Source organism: Hufsiella arboris, assembly GCF_009834875.1.
GTDB classification, from domain to species: Bacteria; Bacteroidota; Bacteroidia; order Sphingobacteriales; family Sphingobacteriaceae; genus Hufsiella_A; species Hufsiella_A arboris.
In genome coordinates this window covers 148748-163839 of the sequence record NZ_WVHT01000008.1, presented here as the reverse complement: position 1 = coordinate 163839, position 15092 = coordinate 148748, and the positions used below count along the sequence as shown (strand labels likewise).

The following is a 15092-nucleotide window of genomic DNA, read 5'->3' as shown; positions in this document are numbered from 1 at the left end:
TTAACTAAAAAGATATTAATTAAAAATTATAGAATATATTAGGTTATAGTGTGGATTTTTTACTCACCTTTTAAGAGTAAATTGGTATTCGCTTGAGCAGTAGGTGTGATGATTAAGTCCGTGATGTTGACGTGTTGTGGCCGCGAAACGGTAAACCAAATGACATCTGCGATATCCTTTGCAGTTAACGGATCAAATCCTTCGTATACTTTTTTCGCACGTTCAGTATCTCCTTTAAACCGGACCTCGGAAAATTCGGTTTCTACAGCGCCGGGATGAATTCCGGTAACTCTTATTTTATGCGGCAACAGATCAATCCTCATCGCTTTATTTAACGAATCGACAGCGTGTTTAGTAGCACAATATACATTGCCGTTTGCATAAGTCTCTTTTCCGGCTATAGAGCCGAGATTAACAATGTGGCCTTCTTTGCGTTTGATCATCCAGTTAGACACTACTTTGGTAACATATAACAGTCCTTTGATATTTGTATCGATCATCGTTTCCCAATCCGAAACATCTCCTTCGTTAATTGGATTTAAACCCTGGCTCAGCCCTGCATTATTTATCAGCACATCGACTTTCTTCCAGTCGTCGGGCAGATTTTCAAGATTGTCAATCACCGCATCCTTATTTCGCACATCAAATGCCGCCTCAGCTATTTCGACATTATACTTTTGATTTAACTGGTTAGCCAAGGCATGCAGTCTTTCCCGGCGGCGACCGGTTAATATCAAATTGTACCCATTTTCAGCAAAGATATGAGCGCATGCTTCGCCGATGCCGGCGGTTGCTCCTGTTATTAATGCGATTTTAGACATAAAATTTTTTTGTGATTTAACAAAACTACCTAGGTTAAGTTTCGATGAAGGTTATTCGAAAAACAGACTGAACTGAACGTTGCGGAGGAAAAGTTTATCCAAAGGTGCTGAAAACGGATGGTCTTCAGGTTTCAGAACATTGTTGTACGACTGGCTGAATTTCAGTTCCGGCGACAATTTGAAATATTCAAAATACAAATCGAACCCGACACCTGCCTCATAGCTTAAAATATTCCGCTGGTTTTTAACGTATTTTTCAAGAAGGGAATTTCCCGAGTCATCGATTTTCTTTTTAGAAATAATATCGCGGGAATACTTTGCACCCAACAGCAAATAAGCGCGAAAATTATTTCGTCTGTCTGACTTTAACTTTAACCCAACAGGAACATCAACCATTGTTGCCTGCACCTTTTTGCTGGTTGGCGGCTGTGTTAAGTATATCCCTGTAACAGGATCAACAATAACATCACTTTCCGGGGGGATAAACTGGTAATCCAAAACCCGATCGGTAAATCCCAGTCCCGGTGTTAAGCGTATATCGGCATGTTCGCTAAGTCTGAAATTCACCACGAATCCTAATCCGAAACCGGGCGTCGGCGGCGAACTGATGGCGTTTAATCCATTGGTAACATTTGACCCCGGAACATCAGGATTTGGATAAGGATTCCGCCAGTCGGCTTTCTTTTGGATTTTATATTCAGATGAGATATACTGAAACATGAAACCAAAGTGGATTGGGTCGTCGTCAACCCCGCCAGCCCAGTTTTGAGCAAACGCAGACACACCTGCGAAGCTTAGAAGAAGTACCAGGCTGATTTTTTTTATCATTTAATACCAGTGTAGATGGAACATATACCAAATGCCAACTGACGGTATTTTATGTCGTGATAACCACATTGATCCATAATCTTCAAAAAATCGGCCCCGTCAGGAAATGCTTTAACTGACTCGGGAAGATAAGTATAAGCGCTGTTATCTTTTGAAAATAATTTCCCGATAGCGGGTGTTATGGCGTGAAAATAAAAACTATAGAGCTGTTTAACCGGGAAATGTCGCGGCTTGGAAAATTCCAGTATAACGGCTTTACCGCCAGGTTTAAGAACACGAAGCATATCGCTTAAGCCCTTCGGCAAATTTTCAAAGTTTCTTACGCCATACGCTACGGTAACAGCATCGAACGTATTGTCATCAAACAACAGCTTCTCGGAATCACCTAGCTTCACTTCAAACTTATTTTCCAAACCTCGCTGCCTGATCTTCTTAGCGGCAATGTCAATCATTCCGATTGATATATCCACACCGGTAACTTTTGCTGGTTTTAGCATTTTAATTGCTTCAAAAGCGAAATCCCCTGTACCAGTTGCTACGTCAAGAATATGCTGAGGCTTGATATCTTTCAACTCGGATATCGCTTTTTTACGCCAGATAACATCTATGCCCAACGACATGAAATGGTTCAGAAAATCGTATGTCTTTGAGATATTGTTGAACATTGTTGCAACCTGTTCTTTCTTTGAAGATTGCTGATCCTGGTAAGGCGTTATTGGACTTGACATGCTGCAAATATAGATAATTACGTTCTGCTTATATCTTGACGCGATTTTACATAAACTATTATCTCATTTTAAGCATGTGATGTAAATTGATACCTTTGCTCAAGTGAATATTAAGTCAGCCGAATTCGTTTGCAGCAATACCCGGACAGATAAACTGCCCGCCCCAACATTACCCGAATACGCCTTCATCGGCCGTTCGAACGTTGGGAAATCCTCCCTGATCAACTCGCTGACCAACAAAAAAGGGCTGGCCAAAACATCACAAACTCCCGGAAAAACCCAGCTGATCAATCATTTCCTGATCAACAATACATGGTACCTGGTTGATTTACCTGGTTACGGTTATGCTAAGACATCGAGAACTAACCGTGCCGAATGGGAGAAGTTCATCCGGTACTACCTGCGTAACCGCGAAAGCCTGCAATGCGTTTTTGTATTAATCGACAGCCGGCTGGAACCTCAGAAAGTCGACCTGGAATTTTGTTCCTGGCTTGGCGAAAACGGTATTCCGTTTTTGATCGTTTATACGAAAGCTGATAAACAGTCGGGGGTTAAAACCGATCAGAACGCGGCAAAATTCCGGAAGTCGCTGCTTCAATCTTTCGAAGAGATGCCCCAGGAATTCATCACATCGTCAGAAAACGGACTCGGGCGCGACGAAATACTCGCGTTCATTGACGAAATTAACAAACAGTTTACCCTGCTTGATCCGCAGTAGTTATTACACATGAAGAAGTATCTTTCGCTCGTTTTATTTGCGCATACCATTTTTGCAATGCCTTTTGCATTTATAGGTTTTTTCCTTGCCGTTACTACAACTGATCATCCATTCAGCTGGATTAAACTTGTATTCATGATCATGTGTATGGTTTTCGCGCGAAATTCGGCGATGGCGTTTAACCGTTACCTGGATAGAAACTTTGACGCGAAAAACCCGCGTACTGCAGTTCGCGATATTCCGGCGGGAAGGATCCAAGCAAAACACGCCTTAATTTTTACCATCTCAAACTGTGTGCTGTTTATAATTACAACCTACTTCATCAATCCCTTGTGCTTTTACTTGTCGCCGGTAGCTTTGCTGGTTGTGCTCGGTTACAGCTTCACCAAACGATTCACTCCGCTTTGTCATTTGATATTAGGCGTCGGACTTGGCCTCGCTCCTCTTGGCGCTTATTTATCCGTTACCGGCGAGTTCGCGCCTTTGCCAATTTTCTTTTCACTGGCAGTGATATGCTGGGTGAGCGGATTTGATATAATCTACGCCCTGCAGGATGACGATTTCGATAAGGGAGCAAATCTATATTCTATCCCGGTATGGCTGGGCCGCAGAAAAGCACTGGCCCTTTCGTCTTTTTTACATGTATTGTGCGTGTGCTTCCTTGTTATCCCGTTCTTTCTGGCGAACCTTGGAGGATTTTATATCGCAGGTATTGTATTCTTTATAGGATTACTTATTTATCAGCACAGGCTTGTTAAACCGGATGACCTGAGCAAAGTAGGACTTGCCTTCGGCACGACTAACGGCATTGCATCCGTAATTTTTGCCTGCTTCTTTTTACTCGACAGATGGATGCATTAAGGGGATTTATACCGGATATGCTTATTTGAAAACTGGGTCGTGTGTTTTGGTTATGAATTTGGGTTTGTTTTTTAAGCACGTGTTAGATTGTTTTTTGAAAATGAGCGGTCTTTCCAGCTATCAGTAAGCAGTCCCGTTTTCCGCTTTTACTCCTCGCCCCTTCGCTCGAACCGACCGCTTCGCTGTGGGGTAACCGCTTCAACCGGGTTTAGGGTGAAGGGATTGTGCAGGAAAATTGACCGCAAGTTAGATCCGTGTTGCTGGATGGATATCACAAGCGGGACGCTTTCTACCTGCGGTTGGTGTTCTCACCATACCGCTACTTTACAAAATAAGTATGCAAAACTGGTACGGTGACAACACCGACAATAGGGAAAATGAGTTTGATTTGAGCTTTGATAAAGTAACGGTCGCCGGACATGAAGGAAAGATAACTGAAATTTATAAACGCTACAAGCGATGAGGGAGGGAATCCTCGCAACATGCGAGGACTAGACGGGGGAATGCAATGTTTGCGGAAGCGAGGAATTGCTCTTTATCAGAAAGGAAGATCGTCAACCGCGAGGTCATTTTGTTCAGCAACTTTCTTTGGATATTTAGTTCTATAATAAGAATTTATAAAAAGCCCAACGGTCGTAACTGTATTTATAATAAAATAAGTATAGATTGTGTCATTGAGTAAATAATCATCATCTGTCTTTCCGTGAAAGTTTGTCTTTTCACTTCTAAGTTTTTCAATTGATTGGTTTATTACTAAAAGTGAGTTCCCAATTGTTTTGATTTCCTTTGGATGTTGATCATCAGTTAAATTGAACTCTTTTAAAATGATTGATGACAGTTTGTAAAGAGTCTCACCGCCATTTATTTTACTAGCAATTCTATCGTCTTTTAAAATCTCCTTTATAATACTTTCAAGTGCAGAGTTTGCGAGTCCAACTGCAGTACTTGGATCTGTTTCTATTTGTTTGTATGCTTTATTAAAGGTGTCATAAGCAGTTTTGAAGTCGGATTTTAAAACGTTCTTAAAAGTCGGAATAGAAGGTATGAAATCCGGTGTATCAACTCCTAAATCAATTGCGATTTTCAACAAAGTGTCACCATCAAGAGAATGTAGTGTTGATTTCAAATCAATACCGCTATTGTTTTTTTGTTTTTTTATTTCAAATTGTGGCGACCAACCATAATGATAACCGGTGTCTGAATATCTATTCTCAAAAACTTGCCATTTTTCAATATATTTTTCTACGTTGTAATATTTAGAAGTGTCAAACATATTCCAAAGTGCGTTTTCTACTTCCTCTACAAGCCTCATTTGATATTTTGGGGAAATTAACTCATTCATTGCTTCCTGTCGTAATTTTAATTTTTAAAGACAATTTATCCTGTTGAGTAAGCAAGTTGTTGATGTTAACCACAAGCGGGACGTTTGTGTAGCCCCGAATAATAATCAACTCCTTGCTTTAACCATATTGCGCTCCAGATGGTTACTTTTCCCATTCATACTTAAAATCTCTATAATAATCCTTTGGATTGATGTCCTCTATAAAATTCTTCGGTAAATTTTTTATCATTTCGTAAGTCGTGATGTATTTATTTTTTTCCCATTCATCACCAATTGATAAAGAGTTTAGAAAGAAAATACCCAACTCATATTGTGTCAATTGAGCTCGTAAAGTTTTCACATATTCATATCTCTGAGGAGGCTCTAAGAAAGTAGCTTTATCAACAAACCTGACGGTCTGAAATAAATGTCGAAAATAGTGCCCTAGCCTGACCTGATGACCTCCGTAATAAACGGTTTTGCTGTTATATTTTGTTTTCTTTAGGTAAATCTTAGAGATAATTGGATCAGTCAAGGGTTTATCATAACCGTACTTTGAAAGAAAGTGTTCCAAATCTGGGCGAGTCGCCTTTGATACACCGAAGAATAAAATTAAGTAAGCAATATTGATCGATGCTTTTTCTTTATTATCGACAGAAATGGTAACAGCTTTGTCGATTGCTGCCTTTACAATTTTAAAAAGACTTGAGAATTGCGATCTCATTTCGATAAAAACTCTTGCTTTTTCATAATAGTTATTGTCATCCCATGGAACACGATGAACCATTTGGGAAACATTATCTCGATGAATATGGATAAGGTCAAAGACTTTTGTCTCGAATTGCTGTATCTCAAACAATCGTTGTTGCCTGTCAAAACTCAACCTTTGGGCCACGATTGTTTCATAAAGGAGTAAAAAGCCTGCTAATGAAAATATAGGACCGATCAAACCACCTATGAATCCACCATAATTGTCTGCATTTTCGGCATTCAACGTCCAACTGCCATCGTTAAATGCATCTGAGAAGCTAAAGATTACAATCAATACTAATCCAATTCCGGCTAGCGAAAAGCCAAAGATGACGGGCAAACTGAATTTTTTCATAATCAAATTATCACCTTTAAATATATAAATTGAGAAACCCTATTATCTAGTCAGCGATAATACAGGTTATTAAAGCTGTTCGAGATGTGTTAAGTTCGGACTGTTCAAGATGTTAAGCTTGCGCATCTCGAACTATTGATAATTGCAGATCTGAAATCTGCATATTTTTCAGTAATGCACGCACCCTCTTCAACACTTGAAACACCGATCTCATCACTTAAAACACTGTTTTGAACAGTGAGAACATTGTTTTGAACGATGAAAACTCTGTTTTGAACAATGAAAACTCTGTTTTGAATAGTGAGAACACTCTTTTCATCAGTGAAAACACAGTTTTGAACGATGAAAACTCCTATCTCATCAATGAAACCCTGTTTTCAGTCATCACGAAACTTTTTCAATCATCCTCGCTTATATCGGAATGCTCGTAAGATGTGTTGTTTTCAAATAACTATAATTGGTCAATCGCAAAAATCAATTGCGAATATACGAAAAGCGTTTTCCGACAAGTATTTAAATTATCGTATTGTATTTGTTTTTGTGAAAATTTCATATATTCAAGTTCACTAATTAACCTAAACTAAAAACGATGAGTAACAAAAACCCTCGCGTGGCCGTACCGGCCAACATTGAAGAATTGCTGAATTTAGCAAACCTCATTTATCAAAAGCACCAGGCCGATGGTGGTTCCAGTCCGTTAAACTCCCTCCAGGAGTATAGCTGGGATACGATCGGTCCGGGAATTCAGCAAGCGCTTGCTAAACACAACGAAGCCGAAGCCTTAAAACGGCAGTCGGAAAAAGCCTTCGCGGAACGTAACGCGCTAGTTGCAGACGTTGCGGATATTGTTAAATCGACCCGCAGCCTGCTTAAGGCCCTGAATACGAAAAATCCGAAAAAGATCGGCGACTGGGGCTTTGATGTGGTGGAATCGCCGAGACCCGGGAAAGAAAAAGTTGTAGAAACTGCGAAGTAAAAAGAAAGAGCCGCTTGAATGAGCGGCTTTTTTGTTTGATTAATTTTTGCAGAGTCGTAGCGGGACGATACGATTAATAATGGTGAGCATATGAGGTCGGAGACCTCTTATTAATTGAAACTTCGAAGTGACGCTAAGCTTAACACTTCGAAGAGCGTGGCAACTTATATTCCTAGCAATTGCTTTTTCTTTGCATTATACTCGTCTTGTGTAATTGCGCCAGAATCAAGCAATTCTTTATATTTTTTTATTTCGTCTGCAGGACTTGGACTACCATTTGTTGCCGTTTTGTTACCCGTTTTAAATTCGGCAGGCACAACTAATTCACCTGAGGATATTGCGTTTTCAACATCCACTTCACGTCTTATTCCTCCGCCTAAAACCAAATAATAAACAAACCCCCTTTTTTCGCTTCCTCTTTTTTCTAAACGGATCACTTTCATATGAGTGCTGGCGCTGGATCTTGGAAGGGCGTTTGCTTGATTTGCCAGACCTTGATATCCAGAAGTTGACGTATAGTTCATTAAAGAGGCAGAATTTGTTCTAATAAACTTAAAGTCGCCGTCAGGCATTGTTCCAACTCCAATTTTAACTTCTTGGTCTTTAACGATTTTATAGCCACTTGTTGTGAATAAAGTATCGTTTACAATTTTAGGTAGTTCGTCTTGGGCATATCCTAAGATTGAAAATGTAGTTCCGAGAACTGTGAGTAAAAATTTATTCATTTATATAATTATAACGTTGGCGCAAATTTATTAAATCTTAAGAAGTTTAACAGGCTAAAATATTTTATGATACACCCTTACTGAGTCAATAATGTAATCACATAATTCAAGGGAGAAAATTGAAAGGAATCACCTCATTCCCCTGTCGCCATGAAGCACAATCCGCTGTGCAATAAACCTGATGGACGCGGAAAGCTTTTTTGTAGCAGCTACTTTCAGGTATGTAACCACGTTCACAAAAAACTTGCAGCAACAGCAGGGCTACAGATGCCACGCAAGATGCCGTTCGTTTTCAAAATATAAACTGAAAACATTCTTTTTTTTCCAGTTACTTTGGGCAATCTCATCGGTGCCTGTTCAAGTCCGGCAAGACGCTTTCCAGGCAGGATTATTTCCCGAAACAATGTTCAAAAAAGCGTAAACTTTAAAGGCGAAACTTTTTTATACTATCTGATCAGCTAACTTAGCAACATGATAATTCAGAAAAAAGCACGCACATATATTCCGGAAAGTTTCGAAATGACATGGGATAATTTGGAACCCCTGTTCGCCGAACTGCAAAGCAGACCGATCGAATCGGCTGAAGAATTAGAAAAATGGCTTCGCGACCGAAGTGAGCTAGAAGCAGCGATCGAAGAAGATTTTGCCTGGCGCTACATCCGCATGACCTGCGATACGGCCAACGAGGAACTCGTTAAAAGCTTTCAATATTTCGCTACTGAGATTGAGCCAAAGATCGCCCCTGTTTCGAATGATTTAAACAAAAAGTTTATCGACAGCGAATACAGCGAACAGCTCGACGAATCAAAATATTTCATTTACAAACGCGGCGTTAAGAAAGCGCTGGAACTTTTCAGGGAGGAGAATATTCCTTTGCTAACGCAGATACAGGTTGAACAACAGCAGTACCAGGCAATTAGCGGCGCCATGAGCGTTACAATCGATGGCCAGGAATACACCCTTGAACAGGCAGCCGTTTTTCTTAAAGACGTTGACCGGAATAAAAGGCAAAAGGCATGGGAAGCCATTACCGCTCGTCGCATGCAGGAAAAAAACAAATTAAACGACCTGTTCAACAGCCTGTTAAAACTGCGGCACCAGGTTGCGTTAAACGCCGGTTTTGAAAACTTCCGTGATTATATGTTCCAGGCCCTGGGACGCTTCGACTATACTCCCCAGGATTGTTACCAATTCCATGAAGCGATTGAAAAAGAGATCGTACCAATTTTACAGGAACAAGCCGACAAACGCAAGGAGGCACTTGGACTGGAAACGTTAAAACCCTGGGACCTGGATGTGGACTCTTCGGGCAAGCCTGCCCTTAAGCCTTTTGCCAACGGCCAGGAGTTGGTCGACAAATCCATTCAATGTTTCAACGAACTGCATCCTTATATTGGCGAACGCCTGCAGATCATGAAGGAAAATAACCTGTTCGACGTGGAAAGCCGCAAAGGAAAAGCGCCGGGAGGTTATAATTATCCTTTGGCCGAAACCGGAGCGCCGTTCATTTTCATGAACTCGGCGAATACTTTCCGCGATCTGACAACGATGGTTCATGAAGGAGGCCACGCCGTTCATACATTTATTTCTTCCAACCTTGAATTGAACGACTTTAAACATCTGCCGAGCGAAGTTGCAGAACTGGCTTCAATGAGTATGGAGTTAATTTCCATGGATAAATGGAACGTTTATTTCGATAATGCCGAGGACCTGAAACGTGCAAAACGCGATCAACTGAAAGACGTATTGAAAACCCTGCCCTGGGTCGCCGTTGTCGATCAGTTTCAGCACTGGATCTATACTAATCCAGAACATACCAATGAACAGCGTGAAGCTGCCTGGAAACAAATATTCGAACGTTTCGGCCATAATTTCGCCGAATGGACCGGTCTGGAAGAAGCGGAATTAAATCTTTGGCAAAAGCAGCTGCATATTTTTGAAGTGCCTTTTTATTACATCGAATATGGCATTGCGCAGCTTGGTGCGATTGCCGTTTGGAAAAATTACAAAGAGAACCCGCAGCAGGGAATTGAAAATTATTTGAACGCTCTGAAACTGGGTTATACAAAAACCATCAAAGAGATATATGAAACCGCCGGCGTTGAATTCAATTTCAGCGTGGAGTATGTGGAAGAGCTGGCCCAGTTTATAAAAGATGAACTGGAAAAGCTGCAGGACTAATATCCAAATGTCACCAAGAAGTAAAGCCTGATTTTTTCAGGCTTTTTTTTATTTCCAACATGATCCAAAGTCTTACTTTTGAATTGTAATAAAATTTATTACAATTATGAACAACAACAGATTTTCAACGTCGTTACATATACTCACGCTGCTTTGCCTTGAGAATGATCGGCCGTTGTCGTCGGATTATATAGCAGGCAGCATCAACATCAATCCGGTGTTAGTTAGGAAGGAAATCGGCGCTTTAACCAAACTTGGCCTGATAAAAAGCAAGCAAGGCAAAAACGGCGGCTATTCGCTCGGAAAGGCACCTTCGGACATAACGCTATCGGACATTTTTCGCGGTGTTTCGCCCTCTAATATACTCGGAAGATTTAATAATACGAATCCAAAGTGCCCGGTTGGGAATCAGTTTAACCACCATATTAATAAAATCAGCCAGCGCGCTGAGGCGGCATTCCTCTCAGATTTGCAGGCACAATCGCTGGAAGATTTTTGTGGTAAATTTATTTAGAATACTGTCACAAAATAACTTACATAATAATAAAACGATGAAAATAGCATTGATCGGAGCCTCAGGTTTTGTTGGCTCAGCAATTTTAAATGAGGCATTAGAGCGTGGACATGAGGTTACGGCTATTGTTCGCAATCCTGAAAAAATAACTGTACAAAACACCAATTTGAAAGCAGAAAAAGGTGATGTTTTTAAGAAATCAGAAATCGCCGGTTTAGTTAAAGGTTCTGATATCGTAATAAGCGCTTACAACCCGGGATGGCATAGTGAGAATATCGCACAGGAAATCATCGAAGGCTCAAAAGCCATCCAGGCGGAAGTTAAGGAAGCCGGTGTGAAAAGATTTATTACCATTGGCGGAGCAGGCAGCCTGGAAATAGCGCCCGGTGTTCAATTGGTCGATACGCCCGAATTTCCGAAAGAATATAAAGTTGCTGCCAGCGCTGTCAGAGATTATCTGGCTGATATTAAAGAAGAACAAGATCTGGACTGGACGTTTTTTAGTCCGGCAATTGAAATGCACCAGGGCATTTCTATTGGTAAGACAGGAAAGTATCGCACCGGCTTGGATAATCCTGTTTTTAACGAAAATAACAGGAGTATTCTGTCGGTTGAAGATCTTGCCGTTGCAATTTTGGATGAGGCGGAAAACCCGAAACATATTAAACAGCGTTTTACCGCAGCCTACTAGAGTAAACTGATACGATCAAAATATTATGAATAACCTGGCCGACTTAAATAGGTTCGCTGCTTCTTTCAAGGACCAAAGCAAACTGATGCCGGTTCTGTTTATCGGCCATGGCTCACCCATGAACGGCATTGAAAATAATGAGTTTAGCAATCGCTGGAAAGAACTGGCTATAGAAATACCTCGGCCAAAAGCCGTTCTGGTGGTTTCGGCCCATTGGTTTACTAACGGCACCTTTATTACGGCGATGGACAATCCTCCGACTATTCATGATTTTTATGGTTTCCCCAAGGAACTGGAAAATACGGTTTATCCTGCACCCGGTGATCCGGTTTTAGCTGCCGAAACGGCTAAACTCTTATCGCCTGTGCAGGTGGGCCTTGATCACGATTGGGGCCTGGACCACGGTGCATGGACCGTTGTAAAACATATGTTTCCTGAGGCTGACATACCGGTTTTGCAGTTGAGCATTGATTATTCGAAAGGCCCCCGGTATCACTATGATCTTGCCGGGCAGCTTTCAGTCCTGCGAAAAAAAGGCGTCTTAATTTTAGGTAGCGGCAACATGGTTCACAATCTCCGCATGATATCCTGGCCAATGATAAACGGCGGCGGTTATGACTGGGCGCTCGATTTAAATGAACAATTCAAAAAGCTAATTTCCTCGAAAACTCATGCTCCTTTAATAGATTATGAAAAACTCGGGCATGCCGGCAATCTCGCTATACCTACACCGGAGCATTATCTTCCTCTGCTATATTCGCTCGGCTTACAAAAAGATTCGGACGAAATTTCATTTTTCAATGATAAAGCGGTAGGCGGTTCGCTGACTATGACATCAGTTAAGCTGGGTTAGAGCTGCCAGAAAATAATCTGCTTGATTTGTTGTACTTTCTTGACAACCTATGCAACGAACATTCAAATTGCTGCTGTTTTAACGCTGTGAAGGCAGGTGTTAAAACATTCATCGGATTTTCAGGTTTAAAGCCTAAACTATCAATATGAAGAAATTAATTTTCACCGTCTGCGCCTTCGTGGCAGCACATACCGCATTCGCACAAAAGTGGGAAGAAGTAAAATTAGATAGTGTAATGTCGGTTTCATTACCGGTTGTACGCAGTAAAAAAGACACTTTAGGCCAGGAAATATATACAGCCGTAACTACTTACGGAAATATTATGGTTATCAAAGTTCCGGATAATCCGACTAAAACTCCTGACATCGAAAAAGAACGTCACCTCAAAAAATATTACGACAATTATCTGAAACGAGTGAGCGGTTCGGCTCCCGGCGCAGTTATCCGCGACGAGAAGGATTCAATGATCGGCAACCTGAAAGTAAAGGATTTCACAATGGAAGTTGACAGCGGATCAGGAAAACAGCTTCGGGATTTCAGAATTATCCACGAAAACTGCGCGACGTACACGTTCGAGTATTTGTATGAAGATATTCATAAAGATCTGGCAGTTGCTGAACAGGCAGACTTTTTCAAATCGATCAAAGCAAGTTCTAATCCAACCGTTCAAAGTCAGTTTACAACAGAAAAAGCTACGGCCAAAGATACCAAACCAAAAACAATTTATATAGTAATTGGAGCAGTTGTAGTTATAATATTGATCATTGTTTCAATTTTGATAAGCCGAAGAAAGAAAAAGACAGCTTAACAATTGAAAATAGTGGCTTTAAACTTATAAGCAGCAAGAAATACAAAAATTCTGTATGTTTGAAGGATAGACATAATCCGGTTTATCACAATCAGGCATGGCGAAAAACTTTTTTCGGAAGAAATCAATAGCGACAATACTTTCTGATGCACAAAACGGTTTCAGCGACGGCGAAAACCCACATGCAGAAGAGCCTCATTTACGCAAGGTACTTCGGACAAGGGACCTGACCCTCATGGGTATCGCGGCAGTTGTAGGTGCAGGAATATTTTCAACCATCGGCGAAGCTTCTTTCAACGGCGGTCCCGGAGTTGCCATTCTTTTTGTACTTACCGCTATAACGTGTGGGTTTTCGGCCATGTGTTATGCTGAGTTTGCTTCAAGGGTTCCTGTTTCGGGAAGCGCTTACACGTATGCATATGCCTCATTCGGCGAACTTATAGCTTGGATCATCGGCTGGGATTTACTTATGGAATATGCTATCGGCAACATCGCGGTAGCAATTTCTTGGAGCGAGTATTTTACCAATCTGCTTGAAGGATTTAACATTCATGTCGCGCCGTACCTGACGATGGATTACCTTTCAGCTTACCGCGGCCACGAAAAATTACAGGAACTAACCACATCCGGCCAGCTTTCGGAAATCACAAACAAGCTTAAGCTGGAATCTGCCGCATGGAGCAGCGCGCCAAATATCGGTGGCTTTCGTTTTATTGCCGATATTCCTGCTTTATTGATCGTCGCCTTAATTACATGGTTGGTTTATATCGGGATCCGCGAAACCAAACGCGTAACCAATGCGATGGTTCTTTTGAAAATTGGCGTTGTGCTCGCTGTTATCGTTTTAGGCGCCTTTTACATTACTCCCGCTAACTGGAGTCCTTTTCTTCCGAATGGATTTAGTGGGGTTATGAAAGGAGTATCCGGAGTTTTCTTCGCATATATCGGTTTTGACGCGATTTCAACCACTGCCGAAGAATGTGAAAATCCGCAACGGGACCTGCCAAAGGGAATGATCTATTCGTTAATTATCTGTACGATTTTATATATCCTGATCGCGTTGGTATTGACCGGAATGGTGAACTATAAAGACCTGCAGGTTGGCGATCCATTAGCTTTCGTGTTTCAAAAAGTTGGGTTGAAAAATATCAGTTACGTAATTTCTGTAAGTGCAGTTATCGCAACGGCGAGCGTGCTGTTAATTTTTCAAATGGGGCAGCCGCGTATCTGGATGAGCATGAGCCGGGATGGTTTACTTCCAAAGGCTTTTTCTAAAATACATCCTAAGTTTAAAACACCGTCTTTTTCGACAATTGTAACCGGGATAGTAGTTGCTGTACCTGCTTTATTTATGAATCTTACAGAGGTTACAGACTTAACGAGTATCGGAACTTTGTTTGCCTTTGTATTAGTTTGCGGCGGCGTTTTGCTTCTTCCTAAAGACGAAACTGCGACAAAAGGTAAATTCCGTATTCCCTATATTAATTCGCAATATATCGTACCGGCGCTGTTTGTAATCGGAATAATCATCTTCAGAAATGGTTTTGCCCAACTTGCAGATTTCTCCGGTGGCTGGCATGGATACAAAGACAGGTTGCCTTATTTTCTGTTTATTATTCTTTCGGCAGCTATAGCAGTAGCGAGCTTCAAAAATAAGCTTTCGCTGATACCTGTACTGGGATTATTAAGCTGCTTTTACCTGATGACCGAACTAGGTTATACTAACTGGCTTCGTTTCCTGATATGGCTTGGGATCGGATTGGTGGTCTATTTCAGCTACAGCTACAAGAATAGTAAGCTGAACAAACAAGCTACTGAAATTGCTTAAATATAGATTTAAAAACAACGCGTTGTTTCCAGCAAAACGACACAACGTTTTACAAAAAACAACCCGACGTTTTCTAGAAACGCCGGGTTGTTTTTTTTAGCGATATTAGCAATAACAGCTACCTGCTTATTAGT

The 15092-nt window shown here is 41.1% G+C and carries 16 protein-coding genes; 10 read left to right on the top strand and 6 right to left on the bottom strand.

Annotated elements, in window-relative coordinates; translation table 11 throughout:
* Positions 1–59: 59 nt before the first annotated feature.
* From GS399_RS16595 to ubiE, 3 genes are read right to left on the bottom strand one after another with little or no spacing between them, the layout of a single operon-like run.
* Positions 60–821, bottom strand: coding sequence for an SDR family NAD(P)-dependent oxidoreductase (locus tag GS399_RS16595; RefSeq protein ID WP_160845767.1), 762 nt, complete (start codon positions 819–821; stop codon positions 60–62).
* 51 nt (positions 822–872) lie between these two features.
* Positions 873–1649: a type IX secretion/gliding motility protein PorT/SprT gene (gene porT / locus GS399_RS16590; protein ID WP_160845766.1), complete on the bottom strand. Its 777-nt coding sequence runs from the start codon at positions 1647–1649 to the stop codon at positions 873–875.
* Complete coding sequence (ubiE, locus tag GS399_RS16585) at positions 1646–2377, bottom strand: bifunctional demethylmenaquinone methyltransferase/2-methoxy-6-polyprenyl-1,4-benzoquinol methylase UbiE (RefSeq protein WP_202409488.1); 732 nt, start codon at positions 2375–2377, stop codon at positions 1646–1648. Before ubiE ends, porT begins: the two co-directional genes overlap by 4 nt.
* A 103-nt stretch (positions 2378–2480) precedes the next feature.
* Between ubiE and yihA the strand changes: the two genes are divergently transcribed.
* The 3 genes from yihA (at position 2481) to GS399_RS21005 (ending at position 4419) form a co-directional block, all read left to right on the top strand.
* Complete coding sequence (gene yihA / locus GS399_RS16580) at positions 2481–3095, top strand: ribosome biogenesis GTP-binding protein YihA/YsxC (protein ID WP_160845765.1); 615 nt, start codon at positions 2481–2483, stop codon at positions 3093–3095.
* Positions 3096–3104: 9 nt separating this feature from the next.
* Entirely contained in the window at positions 3105–3956 is an 852-nt protein-coding gene (locus tag GS399_RS16575) for a UbiA-like polyprenyltransferase (RefSeq protein ID WP_160845764.1), read from the top strand.
* A gap of 337 nt (positions 3957–4293) precedes the next feature.
* Positions 4294–4419: a hypothetical protein gene (locus GS399_RS21005; protein ID WP_255491702.1), complete on the top strand. Its 126-nt coding sequence runs from the start codon at positions 4294–4296 to the stop codon at positions 4417–4419.
* Between the two features lie 75 nt (positions 4420–4494).
* Here the strand turns inward: GS399_RS21005 and GS399_RS16570 are convergent, their stop codons facing one another.
* Together GS399_RS16570 and GS399_RS16565 are read right to left on the bottom strand one after the other, a co-directional pair.
* Positions 4495–5298: an abortive infection family protein gene (locus tag GS399_RS16570; RefSeq protein ID WP_160845763.1), complete on the bottom strand. Its 804-nt coding sequence runs from the start codon at positions 5296–5298 to the stop codon at positions 4495–4497.
* Positions 5299–5440: 142 nt separating this feature from the next.
* Positions 5441–6382, bottom strand: a complete 942-nt coding sequence (locus GS399_RS16565; RefSeq protein ID WP_160845762.1) for a putative phage abortive infection protein — start codon at positions 6380–6382, stop codon at positions 5441–5443.
* A 589-nt stretch (positions 6383–6971) separates the two neighbouring features.
* Between GS399_RS16565 and GS399_RS16560 the strand changes: the two genes are divergently transcribed.
* Positions 6972–7358: a hypothetical protein gene (locus tag GS399_RS16560; protein WP_160845761.1), complete on the top strand. Its 387-nt coding sequence runs from the start codon at positions 6972–6974 to the stop codon at positions 7356–7358.
* A gap of 164 nt (positions 7359–7522) precedes the next feature.
* Here GS399_RS16560 and GS399_RS16555 read toward each other — a convergent pair whose 3' ends face one another.
* Positions 7523–8083: an SHOCT domain-containing protein gene (locus tag GS399_RS16555; protein ID WP_237487976.1), complete on the bottom strand. Its 561-nt coding sequence runs from the start codon at positions 8081–8083 to the stop codon at positions 7523–7525.
* A gap of 471 nt (positions 8084–8554) precedes the next feature.
* Here GS399_RS16555 and GS399_RS16550 point away from each other — a divergent pair, with 471 nt between their 5' ends.
* The 6 genes from GS399_RS16550 to GS399_RS16525 all read left to right on the top strand — a co-directional run bounded on the left by GS399_RS16550 (position 8555) and on the right by GS399_RS16525 (position 14958).
* A complete protein-coding gene (locus tag GS399_RS16550; protein WP_160845760.1) occupies positions 8555–10264 on the top strand; it encodes a M3 family oligoendopeptidase in 1710 nt (569 codons plus the stop codon).
* Between the two features lie 106 nt (positions 10265–10370).
* Positions 10371–10778, top strand: coding sequence for an Rrf2 family transcriptional regulator (locus tag GS399_RS16545; protein ID WP_160845759.1), 408 nt, complete (start codon positions 10371–10373; stop codon positions 10776–10778).
* A 37-nt stretch (positions 10779–10815) separates the two neighbouring features.
* Complete coding sequence (locus tag GS399_RS16540) at positions 10816–11469, top strand: NAD(P)-dependent oxidoreductase (RefSeq protein ID WP_160845758.1); 654 nt, start codon at positions 10816–10818, stop codon at positions 11467–11469.
* A gap of 25 nt (positions 11470–11494) precedes the next feature.
* A complete protein-coding gene (ygiD, locus tag GS399_RS16535; protein WP_160845757.1) occupies positions 11495–12322 on the top strand; it encodes a 4,5-DOPA-extradiol-dioxygenase in 828 nt (275 codons plus the stop codon).
* A 145-nt stretch (positions 12323–12467) separates the two neighbouring features.
* Entirely contained in the window at positions 12468–13130 is a 663-nt protein-coding gene (locus GS399_RS16530) for a hypothetical protein (RefSeq protein ID WP_160845756.1), read from the top strand.
* 97 nt (positions 13131–13227) lie between these two features.
* Positions 13228–14958: an APC family permease gene (locus GS399_RS16525; RefSeq protein WP_160845755.1), complete on the top strand. Its 1731-nt coding sequence runs from the start codon at positions 13228–13230 to the stop codon at positions 14956–14958.
* The last annotated feature ends 134 nt before the right edge of the window (positions 14959–15092 follow it).